The 26,048-nt window shown below is 69.1% G+C and carries 25 protein-coding genes and 3 pseudogenes; 9 read left to right on the top strand and 19 right to left on the bottom strand.

From position 1 onward, the window contains the following. The first annotated feature begins 342 nt into the window (after positions 1-342). A complete protein-coding gene (locus ACFXJ5_RS31430; RefSeq protein ID WP_384638563.1) occupies positions 343-906 on the top strand; it encodes a dihydrofolate reductase family protein in 564 nt (187 codons plus the stop codon). A 269-nt stretch (positions 907-1,175) separates the two neighbouring features. Here the strand turns inward: ACFXJ5_RS31430 and ACFXJ5_RS31435 are convergent, their stop codons facing one another. Further along, on the bottom strand, positions 1,176-1,391 hold the full coding sequence (locus ACFXJ5_RS31435; protein ID WP_384638566.1) for a hypothetical protein: 216 nt from the start codon (positions 1,389-1,391) through the stop codon (positions 1,176-1,178). A gap of 385 nt (positions 1,392-1,776) precedes the next feature. Further along, entirely contained in the window at positions 1,777-2,055 is a 279-nt protein-coding gene (locus ACFXJ5_RS31440; RefSeq protein ID WP_384638569.1) for a hypothetical protein, read from the bottom strand. A gap of 54 nt (positions 2,056-2,109) precedes the next feature. On the opposite strand from ACFXJ5_RS31440, the gene ACFXJ5_RS31445 reads away from it, so the two are divergent. After that, positions 2,110-2,841, top strand: coding sequence for a MerR family transcriptional regulator (locus ACFXJ5_RS31445; RefSeq protein ID WP_384638571.1), 732 nt, complete (start codon positions 2,110-2,112; stop codon positions 2,839-2,841). 184 nt (positions 2,842-3,025) lie between these two features. On the opposite strand, the gene ACFXJ5_RS31450 is transcribed toward ACFXJ5_RS31445, so the two are convergent. Continuing rightward, positions 3,026-4,474 carry an IS4 family transposase gene (locus ACFXJ5_RS31450; RefSeq protein WP_459253995.1) on the bottom strand — a complete coding sequence of 483 codons (1,449 nt, stop codon included), beginning with the start codon at positions 4,472-4,474 and terminating at the stop codon, positions 3,026-3,028. 632 nt (positions 4,475-5,106) lie between these two features. On the opposite strand from ACFXJ5_RS31450, the pseudogene ACFXJ5_RS31455 reads away from it, so the two are divergent. Together ACFXJ5_RS31455 and ACFXJ5_RS31460 are read left to right on the top strand one after the other, a co-directional pair. Then, positions 5,107-5,499, top strand: a pseudogene (locus ACFXJ5_RS31455) (transposase); the annotation flags it as partial. Between the two features lie 76 nt (positions 5,500-5,575). Beyond that, a complete protein-coding gene (locus ACFXJ5_RS31460) occupies positions 5,576-5,899 on the top strand; it encodes a transposase (protein WP_384638574.1) in 324 nt (107 codons plus the stop codon). Here the strand turns inward: ACFXJ5_RS31460 and ACFXJ5_RS31465 are convergent. The 8 genes from ACFXJ5_RS31465 to ACFXJ5_RS31500 form a co-directional block, all read right to left on the bottom strand. Further along, positions 5,817-6,470: a hypothetical protein gene (locus ACFXJ5_RS31465; RefSeq protein WP_384638577.1), complete on the bottom strand. Its 654-nt coding sequence runs from the start codon at positions 6,468-6,470 to the stop codon at positions 5,817-5,819. The genes ACFXJ5_RS31460 and ACFXJ5_RS31465 overlap by 83 nt on opposite strands. A 109-nt stretch (positions 6,471-6,579) precedes the next feature. Continuing rightward, positions 6,580-7,014 (bottom strand): NUDIX domain-containing protein, encoded by a 435-nt coding sequence (locus ACFXJ5_RS31470; protein WP_384638580.1) that lies wholly within the window; start codon positions 7,012-7,014, stop codon positions 6,580-6,582. Positions 7,015-7,170: 156 nt separating this feature from the next. After that, a complete protein-coding gene (locus ACFXJ5_RS31475) occupies positions 7,171-8,409 on the bottom strand; it encodes a SpoIIE family protein phosphatase (RefSeq protein ID WP_384638583.1) in 1,239 nt (412 codons plus the stop codon). 323 nt (positions 8,410-8,732) lie between these two features. Beyond that, the gene (locus ACFXJ5_RS31480) at positions 8,733-9,104 is read right to left on the bottom strand and encodes a fic family toxin-antitoxin system, toxin component (protein WP_384638586.1); all 372 of its coding nucleotides are present in this window, start codon (positions 9,102-9,104) and stop codon (positions 8,733-8,735) included. Then, positions 9,104-9,358, bottom strand: coding sequence for a hypothetical protein (locus ACFXJ5_RS31485; RefSeq protein WP_384638589.1), 255 nt, complete (start codon positions 9,356-9,358; stop codon positions 9,104-9,106). Before ACFXJ5_RS31485 ends, ACFXJ5_RS31480 begins: the two co-directional genes overlap by 1 nt. A gap of 541 nt (positions 9,359-9,899) precedes the next feature. Then, the gene (locus ACFXJ5_RS31490; RefSeq protein ID WP_384638592.1) at positions 9,900-10,961 is read right to left on the bottom strand and encodes a threonine aldolase family protein; all 1,062 of its coding nucleotides are present in this window, start codon (positions 10,959-10,961) and stop codon (positions 9,900-9,902) included. A gap of 18 nt (positions 10,962-10,979) precedes the next feature. Next, a complete protein-coding gene (locus ACFXJ5_RS31495) occupies positions 10,980-11,555 on the bottom strand; it encodes a helix-turn-helix domain-containing protein (protein WP_384638594.1) in 576 nt (191 codons plus the stop codon). Beyond that, positions 11,555-12,277 (bottom strand): metal-dependent hydrolase, encoded by a 723-nt coding sequence (locus tag ACFXJ5_RS31500; protein WP_384638597.1) that lies wholly within the window; start codon positions 12,275-12,277, stop codon positions 11,555-11,557. The genes ACFXJ5_RS31495 and ACFXJ5_RS31500 overlap by 1 nt, the downstream gene beginning before the upstream one ends. 135 nt (positions 12,278-12,412) lie before the next feature. On the opposite strand from ACFXJ5_RS31500, the gene ACFXJ5_RS31505 reads away from it, so the two are divergent. Next, the gene (locus ACFXJ5_RS31505; protein WP_384638599.1) at positions 12,413-13,291 is read left to right on the top strand and encodes a GNAT family N-acetyltransferase; all 879 of its coding nucleotides are present in this window, start codon (positions 12,413-12,415) and stop codon (positions 13,289-13,291) included. 160 nt (positions 13,292-13,451) lie between these two features. Here ACFXJ5_RS31505 and ACFXJ5_RS31510 read toward each other — a convergent pair. Both ACFXJ5_RS31510 and ACFXJ5_RS31515 read right to left on the bottom strand, forming a co-directional pair. After that, positions 13,452-13,803, bottom strand: a pseudogene (locus tag ACFXJ5_RS31510) (IS701 family transposase); the annotation flags it as partial. Between the two features lie 86 nt (positions 13,804-13,889). Next, positions 13,890-15,500, bottom strand: coding sequence for an FAD-dependent monooxygenase (locus ACFXJ5_RS31515; RefSeq protein ID WP_384638602.1), 1,611 nt, complete (start codon positions 15,498-15,500; stop codon positions 13,890-13,892). Between the two features lie 56 nt (positions 15,501-15,556). Here ACFXJ5_RS31515 and ACFXJ5_RS31520 point away from each other — a divergent pair, with 56 nt between their 5' ends. After that, complete coding sequence (locus tag ACFXJ5_RS31520; protein WP_384638605.1) at positions 15,557-16,279, top strand: TetR/AcrR family transcriptional regulator; 723 nt, start codon at positions 15,557-15,559, stop codon at positions 16,277-16,279. A 243-nt stretch (positions 16,280-16,522) separates the two neighbouring features. Here ACFXJ5_RS31520 and ACFXJ5_RS31525 read toward each other — a convergent pair. Then, positions 16,523-16,615: pseudogene (locus ACFXJ5_RS31525) on the bottom strand (alpha/beta fold hydrolase); the annotation flags it as partial. Between the two features lie 135 nt (positions 16,616-16,750). Here ACFXJ5_RS31525 and ACFXJ5_RS31530 point away from each other — a divergent pair. After that, positions 16,751-17,158, top strand: a complete 408-nt coding sequence (locus ACFXJ5_RS31530; RefSeq protein WP_384638608.1) for a YciI family protein — start codon at positions 16,751-16,753, stop codon at positions 17,156-17,158. 8 nt (positions 17,159-17,166) lie between these two features. After that, positions 17,167-18,312, top strand: coding sequence for an RNA polymerase sigma factor (locus ACFXJ5_RS31535; RefSeq protein WP_384638714.1), 1,146 nt, complete (start codon positions 17,167-17,169; stop codon positions 18,310-18,312). A gap of 286 nt (positions 18,313-18,598) precedes the next feature. Here the strand turns inward: ACFXJ5_RS31535 and ACFXJ5_RS31540 are convergent, their stop codons facing one another. Further along, the gene (locus tag ACFXJ5_RS31540; RefSeq protein WP_384638611.1) at positions 18,599-19,357 is read right to left on the bottom strand and encodes an alpha/beta hydrolase; all 759 of its coding nucleotides are present in this window, start codon (positions 19,355-19,357) and stop codon (positions 18,599-18,601) included. A 643-nt stretch (positions 19,358-20,000) separates the two neighbouring features. Here ACFXJ5_RS31540 and ACFXJ5_RS31545 point away from each other — a divergent pair. Further along, a complete protein-coding gene (locus ACFXJ5_RS31545; protein ID WP_384638614.1) occupies positions 20,001-21,641 on the top strand; it encodes a PucR family transcriptional regulator in 1,641 nt (546 codons plus the stop codon). Positions 21,642-21,771: 130 nt separating this feature from the next. On the opposite strand, the gene ACFXJ5_RS31550 is transcribed toward ACFXJ5_RS31545, so the two are convergent. From ACFXJ5_RS31550 to ACFXJ5_RS31565, 4 genes are all read right to left on the bottom strand, one after another. Further along, complete coding sequence (locus ACFXJ5_RS31550) at positions 21,772-22,809, bottom strand: aldose 1-epimerase (protein ID WP_384638616.1); 1,038 nt, start codon at positions 22,807-22,809, stop codon at positions 21,772-21,774. A gap of 84 nt (positions 22,810-22,893) precedes the next feature. Next, positions 22,894-23,667 (bottom strand): ATP-binding cassette domain-containing protein, encoded by a 774-nt coding sequence (locus ACFXJ5_RS31555; RefSeq protein WP_384638619.1) that lies wholly within the window; start codon positions 23,665-23,667, stop codon positions 22,894-22,896. After that, positions 23,664-24,698, bottom strand: a complete 1,035-nt coding sequence (locus ACFXJ5_RS31560; protein WP_384638622.1) for an ABC transporter permease — start codon at positions 24,696-24,698, stop codon at positions 23,664-23,666. Before ACFXJ5_RS31560 ends, ACFXJ5_RS31555 begins: the two co-directional genes overlap by 4 nt. 160 nt (positions 24,699-24,858) lie before the next feature. Next, a complete protein-coding gene (locus ACFXJ5_RS31565; RefSeq protein ID WP_384638625.1) occupies positions 24,859-25,812 on the bottom strand; it encodes a substrate-binding domain-containing protein in 954 nt (317 codons plus the stop codon). Positions 25,813-26,048: the final 236 nt, after the last annotated feature.

Consider the following 26,048-nt stretch of genomic DNA (forward strand, 5'->3'; position numbering starts at 1 on the left):
TCCCCCCACCCCCCCCGTGCGGGGGGGGGGGGGGGCCCCCCGCCCCCCCCCCCCCCGGCGTGCCGGTCGTCGGCGATGTGCTCAATGCCGCCGGCCCGCGGCCGGGCGTCCTTCGAACTTCTCAGGGCCCGGGTTCTCACCCAGTCATGGCCTTCACCGCCCAGCTGATTGCGTGCGTGTTCCTTTACTCGCTCGACGGCCTTCTCGCCGACGAGGGCACTGAGGTTTTCTCAACGAAATGATCTCGTGAGGTGACTCGGCCCAGGGGATCCCGCGAACCGCGATGAGTCCTGCGGCGTCCGGCAGTCGTACTGTCGAACCCGTTAGCGAGGAGGACTTCTGATGCGCAGCGTGACCTATTCGATGGGCGTCTCACTTGACGGCTACATCGTCGGGCCGGACGGCGATTTCGACTGGACGGCGCCCGACGAGGAGGTCTTTCGCTTCGTCACCGACGAGATGCGAGAGGTCGGCGTCCACCTGCTGGGACGACGGCTGTACGAGACGATGCTGTACTGGGAGACCGCCGACCAGGATCCATCGCTCGACGACTCAATGCTCGAGTGGGCCGCGATCTGGAAGCCGCTCCCAAAGGTGGTGTTCTCCACCACGCTGTCGGCGGTGCAGGGCAATGCCCGCCTGGCCTCCGGCGGCCTGGCGGGGGAGATCGAGCGGTTGCGAGACGAGCCGGGGGAGGGTGACATCGCGATCGGCGGCGCGACTCTCGCCGCCGAGGCGGCCGCGTTGGGTCTGATCGACGAGTACCGGGCCAGGGTCTACCCGGTGCTGGTTGGCGGTGGCCTTCCGTTCTTTCCCCAGCGCGAGCGCCGGGTGGATCTCGAACTCGTCGAGACCCGCACCTTCAGCTCGGGAGTCGTCTACCTCCGCTACCGCGTGGCGCGTTAGCCGGCATGTCCGCGAAACCTAGGAAGAACGGGCCGGCCGGTGACGTTTTCTCAGCGAAACGACCTGCGCGAAGCGATGTGAACTACCGCCTGGCGAAGGCGAGTCGGACGGACCACACCCGACCGCAGACGGAGGACATCAGGTGTATCGGTCGGCGTTGGCCTTTGGTCCCGCACGGTGTGCCTGGGGGCGCTCTCCCGCGTCTGCGGAGGAGCGCCCCCAGGCTCTGCTCGATGGGGCTGTGGGCCGGCCGTCACGCCGGCTCAGTGTCAGCGGTAGTGACGGTTACCGTAGTGGTGGTGACGATGCCCGTATCCGCGGTGGTGGTGACGTCCGTGGTGGCCGCGGTGGCCGTGGTCCTTGTACGTAGCGTGAGTGCCCTGAGCGCGGGCCACGTCCGGTGTGACGGCGCCGGCACTTGCGGCACCGCCCAGGACAACGGCGACCGCGACACCGAGTGCTGCCGCGAAGCGGGATACACGCATAGATGATCTCCTGTCTCGGCAGGCGCATGCGGCGCCTGCTGGGTTGGGCACGGCAAGCGTCCGCCCGGTGCGTGCACCGGAAGTCGCGGCGAGGCCGTAATGTCACCCAATTTGCTGGAATACCAGGATCTACGGAACGGGGAGGCGTAGGCGATCCGTGAGCGTCCATCCGGGTGTAAACCGCCGTCGGCTGGGGAGAGAGCCCAGCTCAGGTGCTACGCAGCAGAAGTCGCCCGCCGTGCCCGTATCCGCAACCATTGAGCCGTTTCAGCATGGCCACTGATCGGGTGACGGCGTCGATGTTGTTGGCCTCGGCCCAGTCCACCACCCGCGGGCAGCGCTTGGTGGTCAGGTGCGGCGAGAAGCACCGGCCGCAGCCTGATCTTCAGTCCCGCTGTCCGTCGGCCGGTGCCTTCAGCAGCCGCTCCAGCTCGTCCCCTGCCTCGTCGTACCCAGCGTCCGAGATCCGTTGCAGCTCGCGCAGGTCGCCGGCCGCAACGGCGCGTCGCGTGAGTAGGAATCCGGCGCGCATGGATCCCTCGTCCAATAGCTCGCTCAGCTCCCCGAGGTCGCCGTCTGCGCCGGCCAGCCGGTCCAAGGCGGTCTCGTTGCCCTCGTCGGCCAGCTCGCGAAGGGTCACCCGATCGAAATTCCTGTTCGCCATGACGCCATGCTGCACCCCTGCCCCAGGGGAAAGGTCAAGTGGGACGATGGCCGGGTGATCGCCATCGGGCAGCCGGCCGGGTATGTCGGAGTGTCGACCAAGACCATCCGTGTCTATCACGACAAGGGACTGCTCCCCGAGCCCGACCGCGACGCGTCCGGCTACCGGCGGTACGTCGCACGTGAGGCCATCGACCTGATCAAGATCCGGACCCTCGCCGAAGCCGGCGTCCCCCTGGCCCGCATCCGGGACCTGAGATCAGCGACCGACGACGAGTTCCAGCAGGCGCTGCGCGAGATCGACGACGAACTCATCGCCCGCATCCGTGGCCTGCGGGCGACGCAGAGGCGCCTGCGCCAGCTCGCCGCCGGGCGTCTGGCACCGCTACCCAGCGATGTCAGCGCCCATCTGGAGCACCTGGCCCGCTGGGGATTCACGCCTCGATGGCTGGACTTGCAACGTGACCTGTGGATCCTCGTGTTCGCCACCCACCCGGACCTTGCAATCACGCTGTTCCACGACCAGGCCGAGGCCCTGGCCGACCCGGCGCTCCGGCAGCTCTTCCTCGACTACGACCACGCGCACGACCTCGACGCCAACGATCCCCGCATCGACGACCTCGCCCACAGGATCGCCGAGGCGACCCGGCAACGCTACGGCCTCGACGACCTGCCCGGGCCGGACGCGGACTCCGAGATCCCGGCCCTCGTCCAGAGCACGGTCAATGCCTCGTCCCCGGCATGGCAGCGACTCGACACCTTGATTCGCGCACAACTGGAAGCCTGAGGAGACGTGTGCGGACGCAAGGTCCCGGCTGCGTGCGGAATTCGGTCAACGCGTGCCGGGGCGTTACCACAAGGCCGGGTAGTTAGCGTTTTCGCAGGTCACGCAAGTGGGGCTGGAGACCATGGTGTTGCGGCGTAGAGGCCGGGGCCGAGCTTGTGGATGAGGCCGCTGGCGGCCCACCGATTCAGTTGTCTGTACATGGTCTCCAGGGTGACGTCGCCGAAGTGGGCAGCGATTTCACGGGGTTGCCAGAGGCGCGTGGGGTCTTCCTGGAGGAGTGCCAGGATGCGGTGTCGGCGCCGCGCGGCAGGGGTAGCGTGCCGGTCGTCCCGGGAGGCTGTGGGCAGCGCGGGTGACTGATCCACGGGTTCGAGGACGGTGACGTCGAGGCGGGTAACGGTGCGGCTGGTATCGGGCCGGCGTCGGCGTGGCGAACGCTGTAGCGGGACATCGGTGACTTGACCTTGCGGGTACTGACCCGTTGCCGCCGGGGAGGGAGCAGGCCAGCCAGGATCCGGCGGCCGATCGTCCCGAGAAGAGTGTTCCGATCGGTGTCCGCGCTGACGATGCCCGTGGCCTGGATCACCTGGTCCCGGGCGGTGTGGAACGCGATGCTGAAACAGCAGCGGTCCGGGTCGGTGCCGGGGACGGACTCGGCGGCGTCGACCATCACGGTGCGCAGGGCCTGGTAGAGCGTGAGCAGGGACCACATCTCCTGCTCGATGCCTGCCGGGTCGCCCGAGCGCAGGTTGCGCCCGTTCATGATCGTGTGGCGGAGTGCGTAGTACGCCGATTCGTGCTCCCACCGCTGGTGATAGAGACCCACCAGCGCGGCGGCGGGGTAACGGCGGGCGTCGATCAGGGTCGTGACCAGTCGGTAGGACCCGGTGAAGGACGTGCCGTCCGCGCAGGTCACGGCGATCTGTGCGTCGATGACCCGCACTTTCACGGCGCCGATCACCGGCAGGTAGGAGCCGTCGACGAGGCGGGTGAGGACCGGCGTGCGCCGGTTGCTGCGGAGTCGGCCCAGGACTTGGGCGCCGGTGTCGGTGACCGCCGCGAGGAAGGCGTTGCTGTCGAATCCCTTGTCCCACAGCACCAGCATGTCCGGCCCCAGCAGATGCAGCAGCCGGCTGGCGTAGCCTGTCTCGCCCTCGGCGGTGGGGCCGAACACCGCGCCGACCGGGGCCCGGGTGCTGGTCTCGATCAGCGTCATCAACTCCAGCGTCGGATAGCCATGATGCGAAGTCCTGCCCAGCCAGGCACGGTTCCGCTCGGAATCGGGAACCCTCAGCGAACTGCAGCCGTCGAACGACACCGTCCGGTACGCACCGAAACGCACCCCCGGCGTCGTCGGCCGGGCCAGCAACCCCGTCAGCACCTCGAACAATGCCCGCACCGGTGCGCTGCCGATCCGTCGGCGCAGGTCACGCAATGCCTTCGCCGACGGACAGACCACGGGCATCCCGGACAGACCCGCAGTCAGCTTGTCCCAGACGAGGCGATAGCCGACCTCAGGGAACAGGCACATCGCCAGCAGGAAGTAGACACCGACCCGCGACGGCAGATCACGCAGCCGTCGCTGTACTGCTCTCGTCTTCTCCAGCACCGCGTCCACGAGCTCGAACGGCACGACCACCGTCAGCTCCCCCAGATGCCCGGGAGCAAACCGGCCCGCGGCCACGGTAACCGTGCGGGTGATGGCCGTCAGAGCAGACGGCAGGACACAATGACGGGGCAACGGAGCTCCTTCGGGACAAGCTGTCTTGGTCGACTGCCTGTACCAACGAGCTCCGTTGTCCTGCGTCGGAAATCCTTCAACTGGCTTGCGTGACCTGCGAAAACGCTAACTACCCGGCCTTGGGCGTTACCCCTTGATCGTGGACACCCTGATCATTGGATCGTGAAGATCCGAAGGATGGGAGTTCCCGTTGGGGACGTCGAAGTACGCGCCTGAGAGCGTGGTGGTGAAGCGAGTGGCGTTCGGCTATCTCGGTGTGGGTGATGCCTCGCATGCAGGTGCTGGTGACGGGGTGGGCATGAAAGAGCGGGTCCCTCGGTAGAGACGTGGTTGTCGAGACCCGGCTCGTTCAAGGAGACCCGCTGCGCACTCAGTTGACCACTTCCGATGCCGCGTGGTCCATTCCGGCCACTCTTCCGTGTGACTGCTACGTGCACCTGTACGGGGCGATCGCTGCGGGGCGGCGTGCTGAGCGCTATCCCACCGACATGACCGACGCGCAGTGGACCCAGATCCGTGCGTCGATGCCGGTCCCGGCCTGGCTGGAGGGCCGCGGTGGGCGCCCGGAAGCGTTCTGCCACCGAGAAATGATCGACGCGGTCCGCTACGTCGTCGACAACGGGGCGAAGTGGCGCGCTATCCCCGCCGATTTTCCCTGGTGGCGGGCGGTATACGACTTCTTCCGACGGTGGTGCCGGCACGGCTACGTGCGCGAGCTGTACCAACGGCTGCGGCGCATCGAGCGACAGCAGCGGGGACGGCCCGCCGAGCCGAGTGCCGGGATCATCGACGCGCAGTCAGTGGACGGCGCGGACACCGTCACCGGCGACAGCCGCGGCTATGACGGCGCAAAATCGCGCGACGGCAGGAAGCGCCACATTCTGACCGACACGCTGGGCCTGCTGCTGGAAGTCACCGTCACCGCGGTCAACGTGCACGACTCGGTGGCCGCCCCGGACCTGCCGGAGCGGTTCATGGCCGCCGGGCCGGCTATTGAAGCTGGTCTGGGCCGACAGCGCCTACCAGGGCCAGGCCCTGGCGCAGGCGTTCGCCCGGCACGGCGTGAAGGTCGAGGTCGTGCGGCGAAGCGACGGGCAGAGGGGGTTCGTGGTGCTCGCGCGCCGGTGGATTGTGGAGCGCACCCTGGGGTGGCTGTCACGGGCCCGCAGGCTCAACCGCGACCACGAGCGCCGCCCCGATCACCACCAGCAGATGGTGTGGTGGGCCGGCCTGCTCACGCTGACCCGGCGGATGGCGCGGCAGCGGCTGCACTGGCCGGAGCGGCGAGCCCACCGGCTGGACCCGCCACAGCCCTGAACACCCCGCCGCGCTCGCGCAGCAGCCAGCCCCGCGCCTCCAGCGCATACGCCCGGTGCCGCACCTTCTCCACCTCGTTCATCCGTGCCGCGTCCCGGCCCAGCGCCCGCGTCAGCTCCTGCACGGTCACCGGCCCCAACGCTGCCGCGGCCACTGCGAAGACCTGCCGGTAGACCCCCGACAGCACCTCCTCGCCCAGACCGGCCCGCCAGGCCGGCGGCCGCGGATCACGGTCAGTACCCCCACCCGTCCCGGCGGGCACCGCCTGCTGCACGGTCACCGGCACCGCCGTCACCGTCCCGACCGGTCCCGCTACCGATCCTGACGGCACGTCATCCTCCCTACTCTGCGCGGATGCCGTTCCCAGTCCCTTCTCCGCGCGCCGGGTGGCGCCTTCGCCTTCCTCGGCCAGCGCACGCAGCACCTCTTCACGGGCGATGCGCGCGTGGTCCACACGCTGCCGGGCCGCGACAGCGTGCTCCTCGGCCTCCCGCACCGCCTCCAGCCAGGACTCGAGCTCTTCCCGCGCCCGTGCCTCACGGCACTCCAGCAAAGCGATCACCGACGGCACCAACACACCTCCCGGACAGACAAAACCGACCGTCCGCTGACTGCCCTGCCCCGGCCCCCACCACACCCGCCAGGCCATAAAACCGCAGCTCATCGAGCTACAGCACGGTTCACCACCACGCTCTCAGAGGATCGAACTCATCAGCCGCTGCCCACATGAGCTCAAAGCTGTTGTCCGGGCCGTGCTCGTGGGCCTCCGGTCCGGACAGGACCGGGGTGCCGGTGACGTCGGTCATGAGAAAGTACGACGCTGGCCGACCATTGTGCTGACCGGTCCACAGCAGCCGATCAATCCGCGCTACCAGAGCGGTCTCCTCATTGAGCTCACGCAGAGCCGCCGCTTCGGCGGTCTCACCCTCCTCCACATGACCACCGGGCAGGACCGCGTAGTGATGTCCGAGGCATGTCGGGCCCGCTGAGCCACCGACCTCGCACATGACGCAAGCATCGGCCGACCCGTGCCGAAGGAAGCGCTTGATGACCAGCGCACGAGATCCATCGACGACCACATCGACCGCTCTGGGAATCAGCATGCCGAAGAGCATGACAGCCCCCTCGGACAGCGGCGCCTCACCACCCCGGCCGGCCGGGAGACGGCTGGCGCTCCAGCGAATATCGTTAGCGATCTTGAACTCGGGCCCGCTGGAAGGTAACTAAACGTATCCGCCGCGTGCCGTGAGCTGCCGAGAGGCCGCGCAGGGTTAGAGGCGGATGACGATGAGGGCGATGTCGTCAGCGGCGCCCCCAACAACGTCGAGGCGGGCCAGCAGTGCGTCGGCCAGTTGCTCGGGGGCGAGGGTGCTGTTCTGGGCAAGGGCTGTGGTCAGGCGTGCCAGGCCGGCGTCGATGTCCTCGTCGCGGCGCTCGATGAGGCCGTCGGTATACAGCACGAGGGTGTCCCCCGGGGTGTATGTGAGGCCGGCCTGAGGGCGGGGGACATGGTGGGGGCGGGCGCCGAGCGGCGGATCGGTCGCCTGGTCCAGCAGTTCGCAGGTCCCGTCGCAGTGGAGCAGGACGGGCGGTGGGTGTCCGGCGCTGCTGTAGATGATCAATCTGCTGCGGGTGTCGATGAGTACCTTGACCGCGGTTGCGGCCGTCGCGCCGTCCAGGGAGCGGGCGTACAGACCGAGGACTTCCAGGGCCTGGGCGGGACTGGGAGTGGCGCGGATGACTGCGCTCAGGGCACTGCGGAGCATCCCCATGACGGCCGCGGCGTGCAGGCCGTGGCCGACAACGTCTCCGACCGCCGCAGCGAAGCGGTCGGGTGGCAGGTCGACGACGTCGTACCAGTCGCCGCACACGTTCAGTGATGTGGTCGCCGGCAGGTAGCGCACGGCGATGTTGTCGTTGTGCCGGTCCAGGTCGGGGACGGAGAGCATCGCTTCCTGCAGGGTGATGGCGACCTGCCGTTCACGGGCGTGGGCCTCACGCAGTTCCTGGTTCAGCCGGTGCAGCTCACGGGCCCGCGCGTACAGCTCGGCTGCCATGCCCTTCTCCCGCTCGGTGAACTCCTCGGCGAGCTGGCGTGCCCGGCCTGAGTGGACGAAGGCGGTGACATCCTCGGCCCGTTGAACGATCCACTTCACCTTGCCGTCAGGCCCGGGAATCGGGGTGTGGATCTCGGACCACCATCGCTCCTCGAACCCGCCTGACTGGTCGAGGGCGGGGATGTCGTACCGCTGCAGCACCAAGGTGTCCGGTTTCCCGGTGTCCAGGACCCGGCGCAGTGACGCCTTCAGGTTCTGTTGTGTGTCGTCGGGGGTGCCGGGATTTTCCGGCAGGGCGTCGAAGAAGTACTCCCCGACCAGCTGGTCTCTGGTCCGGCCGGTGGTCTGCAGGTATGCCGTGTTGACGTAACAGATCACCAGGTCCGTGTCGATCATTAGGTACGGGCTTGGTGTGGCGTCGAAGAACGCCGTGAAATCATTGTCCGCTGTCATCACGCGCTCTCCGTGGCCTGTGAGCGCCGACTGCCTGCACTCCCAATCTACGCGCGATCCAGCGTTGCGGCGGGCTCGCATGATCCACGACAGGGACCGTTCCACGATCCAGCGGCGGGGCAGCACGATGAAGCCGAGGTGTCCGGGAGGGCGGGAGACAACGTTGATGGTCAGCCCAGCTCACGCTGTTCCAACGGCCCGACCACCGACGGCATCCACGACCTCCCGGGGAGTGACAGCACGACAGGCCACTACTCCCACGAGATTTCCGACCCTGCGCCCGACCAGCGAAAACGCAGCCCTCAAGTTCGGACAACAGCTTCTCAGGTCGGCCAGGTGCGCAGCAGTTCGACGATGCGGGCGGCGGTGCTGCGGGGGTCGTACAGTTCCTCGGCGAGGGTACGCAGGTGCTGTTTGTCGGGGTGAACTGTGGTGCCGCTGGCGGCAAGGTACATGGTGGCGGCCGCGCAGGCGACGGTGAGGTTAGAGCGTTCCAGCCAGCGGCAGCGGCCCAGGGTGTGGGTCAGGGCGGCGGCGCGTGCGTAGGGGCCGCCGTAGACCGGGGTGTCGAGCAGTTCGGCCTGGTGGCGGGCGACGGCCGCGACCGGGACGCCGAGGTCCTCAGGTGCGGGGTCGCTCTGCCCGGCGCGGTGAGCGACCTCGAGGATCCACGACAGGTCGACGTGCAGCTCCATCAGGCGGCGGCGCTCCCGCCGGCAGGGCGCGGGGTGCGCTGGTCGAGTTCCTGCTCCAGGTCGTCCAGGAAGGGTCCGAAGTTGTCGATGATCTGCTGTGCTGCGGCCATGCCGCGGCCGCGGGCACCGGAGGTGTCCTCGACGATGAGGCGCTCGACGTACTCGTTGAGGTTGAGGCCGCGGGTGCGGGCTGCTTCCCTGGCGGCGTTGAGGGCTTCCTCGGCCAGCCGCAGGTTCGTCTGGGTCTTCGCCATACCCACACGGTAGCAGGGTGCTACCAGGGTGCGCCGTAGTTCACTGGTTCCCGGGCGCCGCAGCTCAAGCGCTGCTGTCCACCCAGTCAACGGCGAGCGCTGCCCGGCGGCGCGGGAGGTCGTCCAGGAGTCGCTGCAGCTTCGCCACGGGTGTACGCGGCCCCGCTGTTGCCCCGCTCGGACAGCACCAGGGAGCTCGTCCGCCGTCGGCTCCTGGCCCTGGTCTTCGACGATGCGCTGTCAGGCGGCATAGGCGCGAAGTTCCGGCCGCATCAGTGCGCGGGTTCGTTTAGGGCAGGCTGTCGGCCGTGCTTCAGGCTGATGCCTGTTCGGCACCCGGCAGCGGTGAGCGGATCGTGAGCTGAGCAGGTGCGTGCGGCTCGGGTCGATGCGCGGGTGTCGATCGGGGGGCAGAAGCTGGAGCGGCAACGGTCGCAGGACCAGCCGCCGGCGAACGGGTTGCAGATTGTCCAAGTTCGCCATGGTGGCGAGCAGGACCGACCCGCAAGACCTGACACGCCTGGTTTCTCCCGGTTGTCGGTCAGCGGGTGTGGCGGCGGACCGCGTCGAGGAGCTGGTCGATGTCGTCGGCGCTGTGGGAGAAAGCGGTGACGAACCGGACGATCCCCGGTTCCCAGCGGTCGTGGTAGAAGGCGTAGCCCTCGGCGAGGAGTCCTTCGGTGACCTGCTGGGGCAGGCGGCAGAAGACGATGTTGGCCTGCGGCGTGGCCAGAAGGCCGGTGCCGGGGATGGCCTTGAGGCCGTCGCCTAGCCGGGTGGCCATCGCGTTGGCCTGGCGGGCGTTGTGCAGCCACAGGCCGTCGGTGAGGTACGCGTCGATCTGGGCCGCATGGAAGCGCATCTTGGAGGCGAGCTGGCCGGCGCGCTTGGTGCGGAAGGCGAGCTCGGTGGCGAGTGCGGGGTCGAAGGAGACGATGGCGTCGGCGGTCATCGCGCCGTTCTTGGTGGCGCCGAAGGACAGGACGTCGATGCCGGCCTTCCAGGTCATTTCGGCAGGGGTGGCGCCGAGATGGTCCAGGGCGTTGGCGAAGCGCGCGCCGTCCATGTGGACGCGCAGTCCTGCGTCCTTGGCGATGGCGGACAGGCGGCGGATCTCCTCCAGGGTGTAGACGCTGCCGCTCTCGGTGGCCTGGCTGATGCTCACCGCGGACGGCTGCACGCTGTGCACGTCACCGGCCCGGCAGCGCGCCGCCGCCTGCAGCGCTTCGGGGTCGATCCTGCTGTCGGGGCCTGGGACACCGACGAGCTTGGCGCCGCCTGTGAAGAACTCCGGCGCGCCGCATTCGTCATGGTTGATGTGGCTGTCGGGGTGGGAGAGCACGCTGCCCCACGGCGGGGTGAGGGCGGCCAGGCTCAGGCCGTTGGCGGCGGACCCGGTGGAGACCGGGAAGACATCGACGTCCCGCTCGAAGATCTCGCTGAGCCTGCGGCGGGCGCTGTCGGTGAAGGGGTCGTTGCCGTACGGCAGGACCTGCCCGGCGGCCGCTTCGGCGACGGCCTGGGCTATCTGCGGCGATGCCCCGGCCATGTTGTCGCTGATGAAGGCACGACTGGAGGGGGTGATGGCAATGGTGGTGCTCATGAGGGGTCTTCCTTGGTCTCAGGTGCTGATGGGGGAGGCGAAGACGACGGTGATGTCCACTTCCTCGGCGCCGGTGCGGTAGAAGTGCGGGGCGTCCCCGGCGAAGGCGAGCATGTCGCCGGCGCCCAGATCCTGCGGGGCATCGACGGGGCCGGCGGTGACGTGCCCGGTGGCGATGAGCAGGTGCTCGATCGTGCCGGTGGCGTGAGGGACGCCGGGCAGCTCCGTCTCGGGCGGAATGCGCAGCCGCCAGATCTCCAGGCTGTTGCCGCTGCTGATGCGGCGCAGCAGTTCCCGGGAGACCTCGCCGGGCTCGATGTCCGTGCCCGGCCGGAAGACCGGCCCGGTGTCGGCGTCACGCGCCAGCAGGTCGGCGATCGGGATGCGCAGGGCGATGGCGATCGCATCCAGGGTGTCGATCGTCGGATTGCCGTTGCCGGCCTCCAGCTGCGACAGCGTGGCCTTGCTCAGCCCGGCGCGCCGGGCCATCTCCGCGGCGCTCATGCCGCGCTGCTGGCGGCGCAGGCGGATCTTCGCGCCGACCGCGGCTGCGGTACTGCTCACCGGCTGGCGGCCGGACGGCGGCGGCGTCATCAGCGGCTCCGGTGCGTTGCGGTGTAGGACACGCGGATGCGGCCCTTCTTGACCTTCAAGGTCGGCAGCACCACTTCGGCCAGGTTGCCGAGGCTGCGTACGTGCGTGCCCCCGCACGGCGCAGCGTGCAGCGCGTCCAGGTGCACCACGCGCCGCCCGCCTATGAGGCACCGTGCGAAGACCGGCAGATCGTCGGCGAGCGCGGCTGCCGCCGCGGCGCGCAGCGCGGCGGTCACCTCCTCCCGCCCTTCCGGGTCGGCCAGCCGCGCGTCCGTCCGGTGCGCCTGGAACTCGATGCGCGCCTGACCGGGGAAATGGTTGCTGCCGACCATCTCCCACCCCTGCATCCGCCCGACCGCTTCGACGAGGTGTCCGGCCGTGTGCAGCGCGGCGTGAGCTGTCCGGGTCTGAAGGTCGATCCGGGCTCGCACCTTCTGCCCCTCGGCGAGGGGCAGAAGGCCGCCGCCCTCGGGCGCCATCGCCACGACCAGTCCCGACTCGCGGTCCCGGACCGGGATGATCTCCGTGTCCTCCAGCCACCCTCGGTCGGCGGGCTGGCCCCCGCCCTGCGGATGAAACAGGCAGTACTCGACGGCCGCCCATGGCCTCCCGTCCCTGTCGCCGACCGCGATCACCCGCGTATCGACCTGCTCCAGGTAGGTGTCATCGAGGTAGGTGCTGCACTGTGTGCCTACCCCAAGAGTCTCGATTGAATAAACCATGCGTTCACTATACCGAACTATCGAAGTAGTGAACCCATCATTCGTTTTGGCGAACGAACCTGATCGTGATCGGTGGCGCCGGCTCATCTCAGGGCAAGTGCTCCCCCAAGTCGAGTACAGCAGGGATCATGAAGCATGCGCCCGGATGACTGGCACCTCACCGAAGACGTCGAAGACTTTCTCTCCCGAGCCGGAGCCTTCCGGCGCTCGCGCCCCGTTATGCACAACACGCCGCTGACGGTGCTCGAGAAACTGCGAACACGCGGTGCGGACGCATACGGCGCCGAAGCCACCCTCTTCGGCCGACTGGAGTCAGGGGGCGAGGTCTGCGCCATCTTTTACCGCACTCCGCGCGGCCGCCTGACCCTCACCACCCTCTCCCCCGAGCAGGCCGCCACCCTGGCCGCCCACCTGGCCAGCCTCGGCCACCCCTTCTCCGGCGTCACCGCGGACCACGACACTGCCACCGCTTTCGCCGAGGCATGGCAGCGGCACATGGGCGCAGCGCCGGTACGCGACTGGCGGGGCCGTCTCTACCGACTCGGCACGCTCACCCCGCCGGAGCCGGTCCCAGCGGGCCGGGGCCGACTCGTGGGCGAGCGGGACCATGAACAACTCATGTGCTGGTGCCGTGAGTTCGCCGCGGACGTCGGGGAAGTCGTCTCCATTGACGCCGCTTCCTGGGCCAGCACACGCTTCGCCGAGAAACGCTATACCTTCTGGGAGACCCCGGACGGCACGCCCGTCTCCATGGCGGGCGTGAACCCGATGGTCGCCGGCCAGGTCCGGGTGGACCCCGTCTACACCCCAGCCCACTTCCGGGGTCGCGGATACGCGGGTGCTGCGACGGTCGAGGTGAGCAGGGCCGCACTGGCCGCAGGCGCAACGGACGTCGTCCTGTTCACGAACCTGGCCAACCCCACCAGCAACGCCCTCTACCAGCGCATCGGATACGTCCCGGTCACCGACTTCACCGGGTACAACCTCTCCTACGACGCACCAGAAGCCGGTTAGTACTCCAGCGGTAGTTCGCTATTCCCGCTGGTCAGGGGCAGCTTTTTGAGTGCAGCGGGCTGACGGTTCGTCATGTGGTGGCAGTTCGTGACCGGCGGTGCGGCGGCGTAGTGGCAGCGTTTGGCGATGGTTTGGCGGCGTCGTCCGCAGCGGGACCAGATCAGTGCGCGGTCGGAATGCCGGTGGCGCGCCGAGCTGGGATGGAGAGCGCCCAGGAGTCTCCGGATTTCTGCCAGGGTGAGGGGCGCGAGGGCGGGGTCACGGCGGCCATCGCGCCGAGGAAGGTGTGCGCGAGCACGGCCAGGGTGATGTGCCGGTACCAGCCGACGTAGCGGCGAACTTCGTACTGGTCCAGGCCGCATTCGTTCTTCGCGGCCTGGAAACACTCCTCGATCGCCCACCGCGATCCGGCGATGCGGACCAGGCCCTGGACGGTGGTGCCGTTGGGTGCGTAGGCCAGGTAGTGGGCGATCTCGTCCGGCCTGGGCCAGGCTGCGGCGGGCCAGCACCCAACGCCGGTGGGTCAGCGTGTCGCCGTCGAAGAGGATCATCGACGTCATCCCGCAGTACATCGGGTGAGGTCGACGCGGACAGGGGTTCAGCCCGCCGGCTCGTGCTCGGGTGAGGACGACGGCGCGCCGGTCCATCGGTGCAGGGCGGCTTCGAGGCCGGTGACGGCGGCGATGTCGGTGGTGTCGGAGGCCCAGGCGACCACCCCGTCCGGGCGTACCAACACCCCGGTCGGCGTCGCGTGGTCGTCGGTCACGCTGCTCACTCGCCCGGCCCAGGCCGCGGCGAGGCGGGCGAACGCGCCGTCCGGAGTGCGGTCGAGCAGCAGGAACCCGCCGCCGTGACCGTGGTCGACCAGACGGGAGCCGTCCCTCAGCCGCAGGTCGGGGACGAACCGCCCGACCAGTGGATGGTCGCCGGGCAGGTCGATGCGCTGCGTGACGCCGGAGATCTTCTTGACCGCGTAGGTCGTGCCCGCCCGAGTGCTCAGCAAATCGCCGACGACCTCCCGGAGCGCGGCCGACTTGGCGTCCCCGCGCATCACCCCGATCTGGGCCCGCGTCCAGTCCAGCACCCAGGCGCCAAGGGGACGACGCTCGGCGTCGTAGGTGTCGAGCAGCCCTTCGGGTGCCCACCCGGCGACCACGGCACCGAGCTTCCAACCGAGGTTCATCGCGTCGCCGCACCCGAGATTGAGTCCCTGACCGCCGAACGGCGAGTGCACGTGCGCGGCGTCGCCGGCCAGAAGCACCCGCCCCGACCAGTAGGTCGCGGCCTGGCGGGCGTTGTCGGTCCAGCGGGTCGCGGCCCCGCGCAGCGCGGTCAGCGTGACGTCGGTGCCCGAGACCCGGCGCAGGCTGGTCTGCAACTCCTCAAGGGTCACCGGCGCCATGGGGGTCCCCCCGCGCGAGCGAAGCCGAGCGTGGGGGAGGTCGGCGGGAGCGCCGTCGAACTCCACGGTGACCACCCGCCCGGGCTGTGGCCCGTAGCGGTACGCCCCCCGGGTCGACCACGCCCATCCGTTCGCGAGCTTCTCCGGGTCGGCGATGTCGACGACCGCCAGGTGTCCGGTGAGTTCGGGGTCGGTGCCGGGGAAGTCGATGCCCGCGAGGCGGCGTACGGCGCTGCGCCCGCCGTCGCACCCGACCAGCCACCCGGTGCGCACCGTGCCGGCAGTAGTGCCGACGAGCACGCCGTCGCCGGTGTCTTCGAGCGCGGTGACCTCCACCCCGCGACGCACCGGTATGCCGAGTCGCGCGACATGGTCGGCCAGCAGCTCCTCCAGCTCACGCTGCGGCACCATCCTCGCTCCGGCGGCCGTGGCGTGCGCGGCGAGGTCGGCATCGGACCAGTCCACGAGGTCGGCGTCGAGGATCATTCCCGCGAAATGCCCGGTGAACCGCGACTCGTGCGCTCGCCGGCCGCCACCGGGCTGCTGGTCGTCGGCCATGCGAGCGAACGACCCCACCCGCTCGAGCGTCTCTCGCTGCACCTTTTCGGCGGCAGGCAGCAGGCCGCGGCGGTCGAGTGCCTCGGCCGTCGGCACGTTGATCGACCCCGCCTTCATCGCCTCGTCCGGCTCGGCCCGTCGCTCGAGTACCTGCACAGTCGCCCCGGAGAGCGCCAGCTCCGCGGCGAGCACGAGGCCCACCGGCCCGGCTCCGACCACGGTCACGTCCACATCCTGGTTCGCATCCATATTCACGAACAGTGTTCTATATACGAACGACGTTCGTGTCAAGTTATAGTGGTTGGGTGAACCCGAGAGAGCGACGCGCGGCGCGCCACCAGCCGCCGAACCCCGAGGCCGAAGCCGCCCCCAGGCCGAGGCGCCGCAAGGCCCCGATCACCGTGGAGCAGGTCATCGACACCGCGCTGGGCGTCATCGCCACAGAGGGCTACGAGGCACTGACCATGCGCCGGCTGGCCGGCGCGCTCGACACCGGACCCGCCTCGCTGTACGCCCACGTGGTCAACAAGGCCGACCTCGACGAGCTGCTCATCGGGCGGCTGTGCGCCGAGCTCGTACTACCCGAGCCCGCCCCCGCGGCCTGGCGGGAGCAGATCCGCGGCGTGTGCACCCAGATACGCGACCAGTACCTGAAATACCCCGGAATCTCCCGCGCCGCGCTCGCCTTGGCCCCCACCGACCTCGAGACCGTGCGCGTCACCGAAGGAATGCTGGCGATCCTGCTCGCCGGCGGCGTCGCCCCGCAGGCCGCCGCCTGGGCCATCGACGCCCTCTTGCTGTACGTGGCCGCCTACTGCCTTGAGGCATCGATCGTGCGCCAACGCTCAGCACATGATGACGCTGCTTGGGTCCTCGACCGCGACGCACTGCTACGCCGGTTCACCGCCCTGCCTGCCGAGACCTTCCCCCACACCACCCGCCACGCCGCCGAGCTCACCGCCGGCGAGGGCCACGACCGGTTCGACTTCACCCTCGCCCTGATGATCGACGGCCTTGCACGCCCCTAGCCCGACGTCGCCCTCCCACCTCGTTGGGCAGGTGAGCGGCAGGTCGGTCAGATGTCGTACCGCCTGCCATCAGCTGCGAGAACTTGGCACCGCACGGCCGTGACCTGAGCCGGCGGGATGTTGCAGAGATCCTGGCGCTGTGCTTCTTCGGGCCGCTGGGCTCGAGCCTGGGGCGACTGCCTTGGCGGCTCACCAGCCGAACCGGTCTCATCATCCATAGACGGCGACCGGCTTCCAGAGGCTTCAGGCGGGCAGGGAGGCGAGCCAGTCGGTCAAGAGCCGGTTGATCTCGGCGGGGCGCTCCTACTGGATCCAATGGCCGCAGCCGTCAAGGATGACTCATCGGTCCGAGCGCACCACGACGCGTCAGGACCAAAAAAATCGGACGGCGATGTCGAGAACCCGTGGCTGGCTCCGTCCCCGAGGTGAACGCGACCACAATGGGTCGCACCAGCACCGAGGAGAAACACGATGGCCAAGTACTTGCTGCTCAAGCACTACCGCGGCGCCCCCGCTTCGGTCAACGACGTGCCCATGGCCCAGTGGACGCCGGAGGAGATCTCGGCCCACGTGCAGTACATGAACGACTTCGCGGCCCGGCTCGAGGGGACCGGCGAGTACGTCGACAGTCAGGCACTCGCCCCCGAGGGGACGTTCGTCCGATACGACGGCGAGGGGCGCCCGCCGGTCACCGACGGCCCGTTCGCCGAGACCAAGGACCTCATCGCCGGCTGGATGGTGATCGACGTCGACAGCTACGACCGCGCCGTCGAGCTGGCCGGGGAGCTGTCGGCCGCCCCCGGGGCAGGCGGGAAACCGATCCACGAGTGGCTCGAGCTGCGCCCGTTCTACGGCGTGTCGCCCACCATCACGGAGTGACCCCGCAAGTGAACGAGGTTCTGCTCCGGAGCCTCACGCCGAGCGTGCTCGGGATCCTCGTCCGCCGCGGAGCCGACTTCGCGGCGGCCGAGGACGCCGTGCAGGACGCGCTGGTCGAGGCGGTCCGCGTCTGGCCGGCCGAGGCGCCGCGGGACCCGAGGGGCTGGCTGGTCACCGTGGCCTGGCGCCGGTTCCTCGACGCGACCCGGGCGGACGCCGCCCGCCGCCGGCGCGAGGACCGCCACGACGAGGAGCCGGCGCCCGGGCCCGCACCCGCGGTGGACGACACGCTCCAGCTCTACTTCCTGTGCGCCCACCCGTCGCTGACGCCGTCGTCCGCGGTCGCGCTCACGCTGCGCGCCGTCGGCGGGCTGACCACCCGCCAGATCGCCCAGGCCTACCTGGTGCCCGAGGCGACCATGGCGCAGCGCATCAGCCGGGCGAAGCGCACCGTCTCCGGCGTGCGGTTCGACCAGCCCGGCGATGTCGCCACCGTTCTGCGCGTCCTCTACTTGGTCTTCAACGAGGGCTACTCCGGCGACGTCGACCTCGCCGCCGAGGCCATCCGGCTCACCCGGCAGCTCGCGGCCCAGGTCGACCACCCCGAGGTGGCGGGGCTGCTCGCCCTCATGCTGCTCCACCACGCCCGGCGCACCGCCCGGACCGCGCCCGACGGCAGCCTGGTGCCGCTCGCCGAGCAGGACCGCGGCCGGTGGGACACCGAGTCGATCGCCGAGGGCGTCGAGATCCTGCAGGCGGCCCTCGCCCGCGACCGGCTGGGCGAGTTCCAGGCCCAGGCCGCTATCGCGGCACTCCACGCCGACGCGCCCACCGCCGAGGAGACCGACTGGGTGCAGATCGTCGAGTGGTACGACGAGCTCGCGCGCCTGACCGACAGCCCCATCGTCCGGCTCAACCGCGCGGTGGCCGTCGGCGAGGCCGACGGACCGCGCGCAGGCCTGACGGCACTCGCGGCGCTGGACGACTCACTGCCCCGCCACGCCGCGGTGGCGGCGTACCTCCACGAGCGCGACGGCGACCTGGCGACGGCGGCACGGCTGTACGCCGAGGCCGCCCACAAGGCACCCAACCTCGCCGAACGCGACCACCTGACGCGCCAGGCCGCCCGGCTCAACGCCCGCCGGTGTCGCTGACGGGTCGCGCCCGGATCTGCCCGCAGCACTTGGCGCGGCCCCGTGGCCACAGCGGTCGCCTCACAGTGACCAGGTGACTTCCTTGCCTGGGAGTGCGGGGGTCGTGAGTGTCCGTGGAGGAGACGCTGCGGGTGGCGATAGCTTGTGTGTCACCGGGCCCTCTCGGTCCGTGTCCCTGACAGGCGCGGCGCGGAAGGGCCCGGTTCCTGCTGCTCGGACGCTCTGTCGAGATGTGGCGGCGGTATCGGCGACCGGCCCGAAGCCGGACGCCGATACCGCCGTCAGGTCAGGCCGCTGACGTTCCGACCCGGCCGAGATGCCGGAGGAAGAACCGGGCCGAGTTGTCGACCTCGAATCCGGGCACCTGGTTATGCCTGCCCGGGTAGGCGTGCAACGCCTTTTCCTTCGAGGCGCAGGCGTCGAACAATGCGAGACCGGATTGGCGGTTGATTTCCTCGTCGTCCCACGCGAGCAGGAACTCGATCGGGATGGTGATCTGTCTGGCCGCCTCGGTCAGGGCCTCGTACACGAAGACTCCACCGAAGGCCGCGGCGGTGATCCGGGGTTCGATCGCCGTCAACAGCAGCCCGATCGCGGTGCCCAACGTCATGCCGCCGTAGCCGACCGGCGCTTCGGTGCCGATCTCGGGCAGAGCCTGGAGGGCGTCCAGGGTTGCCTGCCATTCCGGCACGGCGCGCTCCGCCAGTGAGCTGTTGTAGTCGACGATGATCGGGCCGATCGGCTCTCCTGCCGCCCGAGCCTGCAGGAGAGCGGCGACCCACTGCTCGTCCTCCGCGTTTCGCGGCCGGTCGCCGTGTCCGGGCGCGTCGATGGCGGCCACGGTGAAACCGCAGGTGGTCACGTAACGGTGTGCACGGGCCAGGATTCCTGGTGCTTTCTTGTGCAGGCCGCCACTGTGACCCATCAGGACCAGAGGTGCACCATCGGAGCCGGATGCGGGCGACCAGAGCACGCCGGTGACCTCATCCAGAGTGAAGTGGCGTTCGATGACACCGTTCGACGATGTCTCCACGGTGAAATGCATAGGTTGTTGCCTTTCAGGAGTGCCTTGTCGAGGCGCTCCCGGCGACACCTACGTCAATCGCCCGACCGTGAAGAAGAGGGGGAGCACCCAATGGATACAGCGTTCATGGGTCTCACCTCCTCGCGCGATGTCACGGTGTCCGGACGCTATCAGCCCTGACATCGTCCCGCCCAACCCTTTTTCCTGCCGACCAACTGTGTGCTCCGGCCATGAAGACAACGGTGGTACGCCATCAGCGGCATGTCACACACCATCAGATCACTTGGTACCCAGACTCGTTGCCCAAGCTCATGGCCCCACACTCACCGCCGCACCGGTCCCCCCAGAACCTGTCGAGAACAAGGTGACCCATCTGCGACGGTTCGGCTGCCCGAAAAGCGGCTTACCCAGGCTCATCTACGAAGAGCCCTACTGGCCAGCGGGGAGAGCGAGGCCTCGACACCGCAGGCTTCGCCGAACACACCCGCCACTGCCGGGAGCGGCGGGCGGTACTGGCGTGTCCGGCGCTACTCGATGATCTGGTGGAAGAACAGGACAGCCGCGGCGGCGGCCGCGGCGCCAGCGGTGACGGCCACCGGCCAGGGGCTTGCGGCAAGGAATGCGAGGACGACGGGCCCGTACCGCTCAGGCCCGTACCGCCCAGATGAGCGACGCCCATCAGGCGGTACCCCGGCCGCAGCGCCAGGACAGCGCGCCGCAGCTCACCGTCGCCGACGTGCTGGCGCTTCCGGTACTGGCCGCCGGGCAGCCGCAGGTCGTCACCGGCGAGTCCGAGCTGAGCCGCCCGGTCCGCTGGGTGCACATCACGGAGCTGACCGACCCCGCATCCTTCCTCAAGGGCGGCGAGCTGGTCCTGACCACCGGAATGCCGCTGCCCGAGGAACCCGCCCAGGTGCGCCGGTACGTCGACGAACTCGCCGGGGTAGGGGCAGCAGCGCTCGTCATCGAACTCGTACGGCGCTATCACCGCCCGCCCGACGCGCTGGTCCGCGCCTGCCGGAACCGCGGCCTGCCGCTGGTCACCCTGTCCAGGGACGTCAACTTCCTGGAGGTCACCCAGGTCGTCCACACCCTCATCCTCGGCAACCAGACGGAGTCGATCCGCAGAACCCAGCGCATCCACGAGGCCTTCACGGCCCTGACGCTGCGCGGTGCCGGCCCCGAGGAGGTGATGCGGACGGCGGCGGAGATCAGCGGGCACGCGGTCGTCCTGGAGAACCTGGTGCACCAGGCCGTGATCTGTGCGCCCGCCGATCGCAACGTAGAAGAGGCACTCTGCGACTGGGCCCAGCGTTCCCGGGCCACGCCGACCTCCGACCAGCCCGCCGTGGTCGGCCCCGGGGGCTGGTTGCTCGTCCCCGTCGAGTACCAGGGCGAACAGTGGGGCCGCGTGGCCATGCTCCCCGACCCGTCCCACATGCGGAGCTTCGGACCCGATGACGTGACCATACTGGAGCGGACGGCGATGACCCTGGCCATCGCCCGCCTCATCCACCCCGTGACGTGGGAGCGCGGAGCTCACCGCAACGCCCTTCGCGACCTCGCCGAACAGCGCTATCGCTCACCGGGCGAAGCCCGTACCCGCGCTGCGGCACTGGGCCTTCCGCCCCAGACCGAGCGCTTCCTCGCCATCCTGGTGGACACCGGCACGGACACCAACGAGCAAGAAGGCACCCGATGGGAGGACCGACTCGCCGAGGAGCTCATATCGGCAGTCGGCCCCGCCCTCGTCGGTGAACTCGCCCCAGGGCGCATCGGCATCCTGCTCGCCCTCCGCCCCTCCCAGCCCTGGCCTCCCATAGCCGAACGACTGGGCCACCTCGCCATGGACCTCAACCCGAACGCGGTCGTGTCCGTCGCATCCGAGACAACGGACATAGCCCACACCGCCCGCGCCTTCCGCGAGGCAGCTCGCGTGGCCGAAGCAGCCCTGCCCGGCTCGGCCGGCAAACCCTTCTACGAACTGTCCGACATTGGACTGCCGCAACTCCTCTACGCGCTGCGCGACAACATACGAATCCAGGACTACGTCGAACGCCAGATCGGCCGACTGGTCGACCACGACGCCAGACACGGCACCGACCTGGTGACCACCCTTCGCCATTACCTCGACTCCGCAGGCAACAAGACAACCGCCGCCCGCCAGGGCAAGCTCTCCCGCCAGACCCTCTACCACCGCCTGCAGACCATCGAGCATCTACTCGGCCGCAACCTGGAATCCGGCGACCAGCGCACCGAACTCCACGTAGCCCTCACCGCGCTCGACGCCCTGCGGCCACGCTGACCCAACCTCAGACAGGGTCGGAAGGGAGCCCGTCGCGCCACTTCCGCATCAGGCAGGGCGGTACGCAGAGGGCAGCAAGGCACCTATGATTCCGAGCTCAGAGCGCGGGTTCGATTCCCGTCACCCGCCGTCACAGAGACCACGCGTCGCTCACGCGGTTGGCCCGGTCATCCGTGGATACGTAGCTGACGCCAAAGCGGAACTGGCGTTGCTGATCGGGCTCGAGGCGTAGGGCTGAGGCGAATCCGCTGCGGTTGAACGCGTCCGTGATCGCCTCGACGGGCTCGAGCGCGATAGAGCTGCGCCTGTCTCGGGCCAGTGTGTCGCCGGTGAACACGTGCATGAATCCGCCGAGTTGCCACACTCGGAGTTCGCTGCCTGTCGCGGCGTCGCGCAGCACGGTCTCGGCCCGGCCGTCGGGTCCGGGTTTCAGATCGGCGAAGCAGGTGTCGATGACGGTCCCGCCCAGTGGCCGTGGCTGCCGGAAGTCCATCGACGGGCAATGGTCCAGGGCGAGGCGGCCGCACTCCTCGTCGAGCGGGATCAACGAGTCGTCAGTGCGTATGAGGGCGTCCGCCGGTATCCGCAGGGTCAGGTTGTCGATGGTGTCCGACAGCCGGAAGTAGGGATGCCAGCCGGCCGCGTAGGGAGCGGGCGTGGTGCCCGCGTTCGTCGCCCGGATCTCGATGTCGATCTCGTTGGCCCCGACAAGGTAGGCGACCTCGAGGTCGATCGCGAATGGGTACCCGGGGTGCTTGCCAGGCCTGATCCGCGTGGTGCGAAAGGTCAGACGAGCGGCCTCTGCCGTCGTCGTGGTGTCGGTGAGTTCGAAGGGCACGCTGCGGGCGAATCCGTGGTAGATCGTACGGTCCCGGCGGCGGCCGGGCAGCAGGTCGTGGTCGTGGCCCGCGAATCGGTAGCGGCCGTCGGCGATTCGATTGGGGAACGGCGCCAACAGGCCGTTGCGTACTCCGTTCTGGACCAGCAGTTCGGCCTCGTCGCGGTAGCCGTCGGTCAGTTCCCTGTGTTGTCCGTCCTGGCTCACCTGCCAGCTCAGCAATGTCGCACCGCGCAGCGCCACCACGACACGGGTCGAGTCGTCCGGCGCCGAGACGACGACTGTGCGCTCGGCGCCGAGCCGGTCCTCGGCGATTCGGTATTCGGTCATCGTCGGGCTCCTGACGGCGGTGCCGTACGGTTGGCCGACCGTACGTTGGGCGGCGCGCTGTGGCGTCCAGCGGCGGGGACGGGTTCAGCCGGGCTCGGGGGCGAGCTTCTTGGCGCCGGTCATGATGGCCACCGCGTCTTCCATCGAGTGCGACTTCGGCGTGATGACCCCCACGCTGCTGCCGAGACGCTGGATGTGGATCCGGTCGGCGACTTCGAAGACGTTGGGCATGTTGTGGCTGATCAGGATGACGCCCAGGCCCTGGTCGCGTAGATCCCGCACCAGTTTGAGCACCTGCCCGGTCTCGCGGACCCCGAGCGCGGCGGTCGGCTCGTCGAGGATGACGACCCGGCCACCGAAGGCGCCTGCGCGGGCTACCGCCACGGCCTGGCGCTGACCGCCGGACAGCGTCTCGACCGCTTGGTTGATGTTCTGCAGCGTGCTGATGCCGAGCCGCTTGATGTGGTCGGCGGCCTGTCGTTTCATCTCACCGGTGTCGAGCATCCGCAGCACCGAGCCCAGGGGTCCTTTACGACGGATCTCCCGGGCGAGGAAAAGGTTGCTGGCGATGTCCAGGGCCGGGGCCACCGCGAGGGTCTGGTAGACCGTTTCGATGCCGGCGTCGCGGGCGTCCTGCGGTCGTTTGAAGTGGGCCTCGGTGCCGTCGACGAGGATGCTGCCCTGGTCCGGGATCATGGCTCCGGAGAGGCATTTGATGAGGGTGGACTTGCCGGCGCCGTTGTCGCCTATGACGGCGAGGACCTCGCCGGGGTAAAGGGTGAGGTCGACGTTGCTGAGGCCGACGACCCTGCCGAAGAGTTTGACCAGTCCCTTGGCCTCGAGCACGGGTGCGGTCATGACTTCACGCTCCGGATCCACTGGTCGACGGAGACAGCGGCGATCACCAGGATGCCCACTGCCAGGACTTGGTAGTTGGGGTCGAATCCGGCCAGGGCCAGGCCATTGACGAAGACTTGGACGATGAACGCGCCGATCAGCGAGCCGAGAACCACACCGCGTCCGCCGAACAGGCTGGTGCCGCCGATGACGACAGCGGTGATGGACTGCAGGTTGGCATTCAGGCCGCTGTTGGGGTCGCCGCCGCCGACGCGGCCCACCAGGATCCAGGCGGCCACCGCGATGGCGAGGCCGGCCACCATGTAGGCGCTGAGCAACACCCGGCTGACCGAGATGCCGGCCAGACGCGCGGCCTCGACATCGTCGCCCACGGCGTAGAGGTGCCGGCCCCACGCGGTGTAACGCAGCGCGAAACCGATCACCGCGAACAGCGCGATCATCAGCAGGACACCCGTGGTCAGGTGCAGCGAGCCGATGGAGACCGTGTTCGCGCTCCACAGCAGGAAGGACCCCGGTGCCAGAGCCACCGTCTGGCCCTTGGCGTAGACCAGCGTGGCCGCCGTGAAAATGCTCAGGGTGCCGAGCGTGACGATGAACGGCGGCAGTTTGATCCGCGTCACCAGAAGTCCGTTCACGGCCTGGGCCGCGACAGCGATGAGGGCCCCGATCAGCAGCGCCAGGAGGCCGGGCACGTGGTGGTCGAAGACGAGTTTCGACATCACCAGTGAGGAGAGCACCAGGACCGCGCCGATGGACAGATCGATGCCGGCGGTGAGGATGACCAGCGTCTGGCCGACCGCGAGCGAACCGACGACGGCGACCTGCTGGGCGATGAGGGAGAGATTCTCCAAGTGGTAGAAGCGGCTGTTGAGCAGCCCGAACACCACCGCGGCGAGCACCAGGACGATCGCCGGGCTGAGCGCCGGCTGGCGGTGCAGCACCGTATGGATGCGCTGGTTGACGGTGGCGGGTCGGTTGAGGAGCTCCGCCGCCGATGCCGGTGTGGCTTCGTTGTCCACGTGGGTGGTCACAGGGGTCCTTCCGGTTGCTGACCAGTTGCTGACCTGTCGGCCCGAGGTGTGCTGGTTCATGGCGTGCGCGCCTGCAGCGCACGACGTGGCACCGGTGCGCCGACGGGCAGACTCTCCCGCCCGGCGGCGCACCTGGTCCAGAGCGCTACGTCAGCGGGGTTCAGCTGCCCCAGCAGGCGGACGCGGCGTCGGTCGGCGACTGGATGGTCAGGCCGGTCTGGGTCTTGGTGGCGACCAGACCGGTGCCGGTGTCGTAGAACGTCTTGCCGTTGGTCACGCTCGGCTTGGAGCCGCCGCGGGCCAGCTTCGCGATCGAGCTGACGCCCAGGGCGGCCATCTTGCCGGGGTACTGCACGGCGTCGGCGGCGAACACACCGCTGGTCACGAGCTTCAGGCCGGAGCAGCTGCCGTCGATCGCGTAGATCTTGGCCTGGCTCTGCTTGCCCGCTGCCTTCAGTGCGTTGTAGGCGCCCTGGCCGGCCGGTTCGTTGATCGCGTAGACCACGTTGATGTTCGGGTTGGCCGACAGGCAGTTCTCCATGGCCGTGCGCCCGCCATCGATGGCGCCCTGGGTGGGCTGGTGGCAGGCGATCGTGTAGGTGCCGCCGGAGTACTTGCCCGTCTTGGCTTCCTTGCCGTTCTCGGTGGTGCTGCCCGGGTCGATGCCCATCCCCTGCAGGAAGCCGTGGTCACGGTTGATGTCGACCGAGACGACCTGGTTGTTGAACAGGTCGAGCATGGCGATGACCGCCGGCTTGCCGCCGAGCGCCGCCGCCGCGTACTGGCCGTCGAGCTTGCCGGCGGCGGTGTTGTCGGTGGCGTAGGTGATGTCCGCGACGTTCGCCGGGTTGGTCGCGGTGTCCAGGGCGATCACGAACAGCCCGGCCTGCTTGGCCTGCTTCAGTGCGGCGTTCACCGCGTCGCCGTTGGTGGTGATCAGGATGCCCTTGTCGCCGCGCGAGATCGCGTTGTCGATCGCGGTGATCTGGGTCTGGGTGTCGCCGTCCTTGGTGCCCGCCGCCACCGTGAGCTTCACGTTGTCCTTCGCGGCCGCGGTCTCGGCGTCCTTCTGCATGCTCACGAAGTACGGGTTGGTGAGTGTCTTGAGGATCAAGGAAACACCGACCTGCTTCCCGCTGCCGCTGGACGCGGAACTGTCCGACGAGCCCGAGCTGCCGTTTGACGACCCGCAGGCTGCGAGCGCGGCCGAGAGGCAGACCACGGCACCGACCGCGGCCGCCCGGGTGCGTCGACTCCGACGGCCCGACGCCGCAGCGACACTGCTGCTTATTGGCATGTCCATGTGTGAAACCCTTCCGGAACCGCCCGAGGGGAGATTGAGACAACGTT

It is taken from the genome of Streptomyces sp. NPDC059373 (genome assembly GCF_042751495.1).
GTDB lineage: Bacteria > Actinomycetota > Actinomycetes > Streptomycetales > Streptomycetaceae > Actinacidiphila.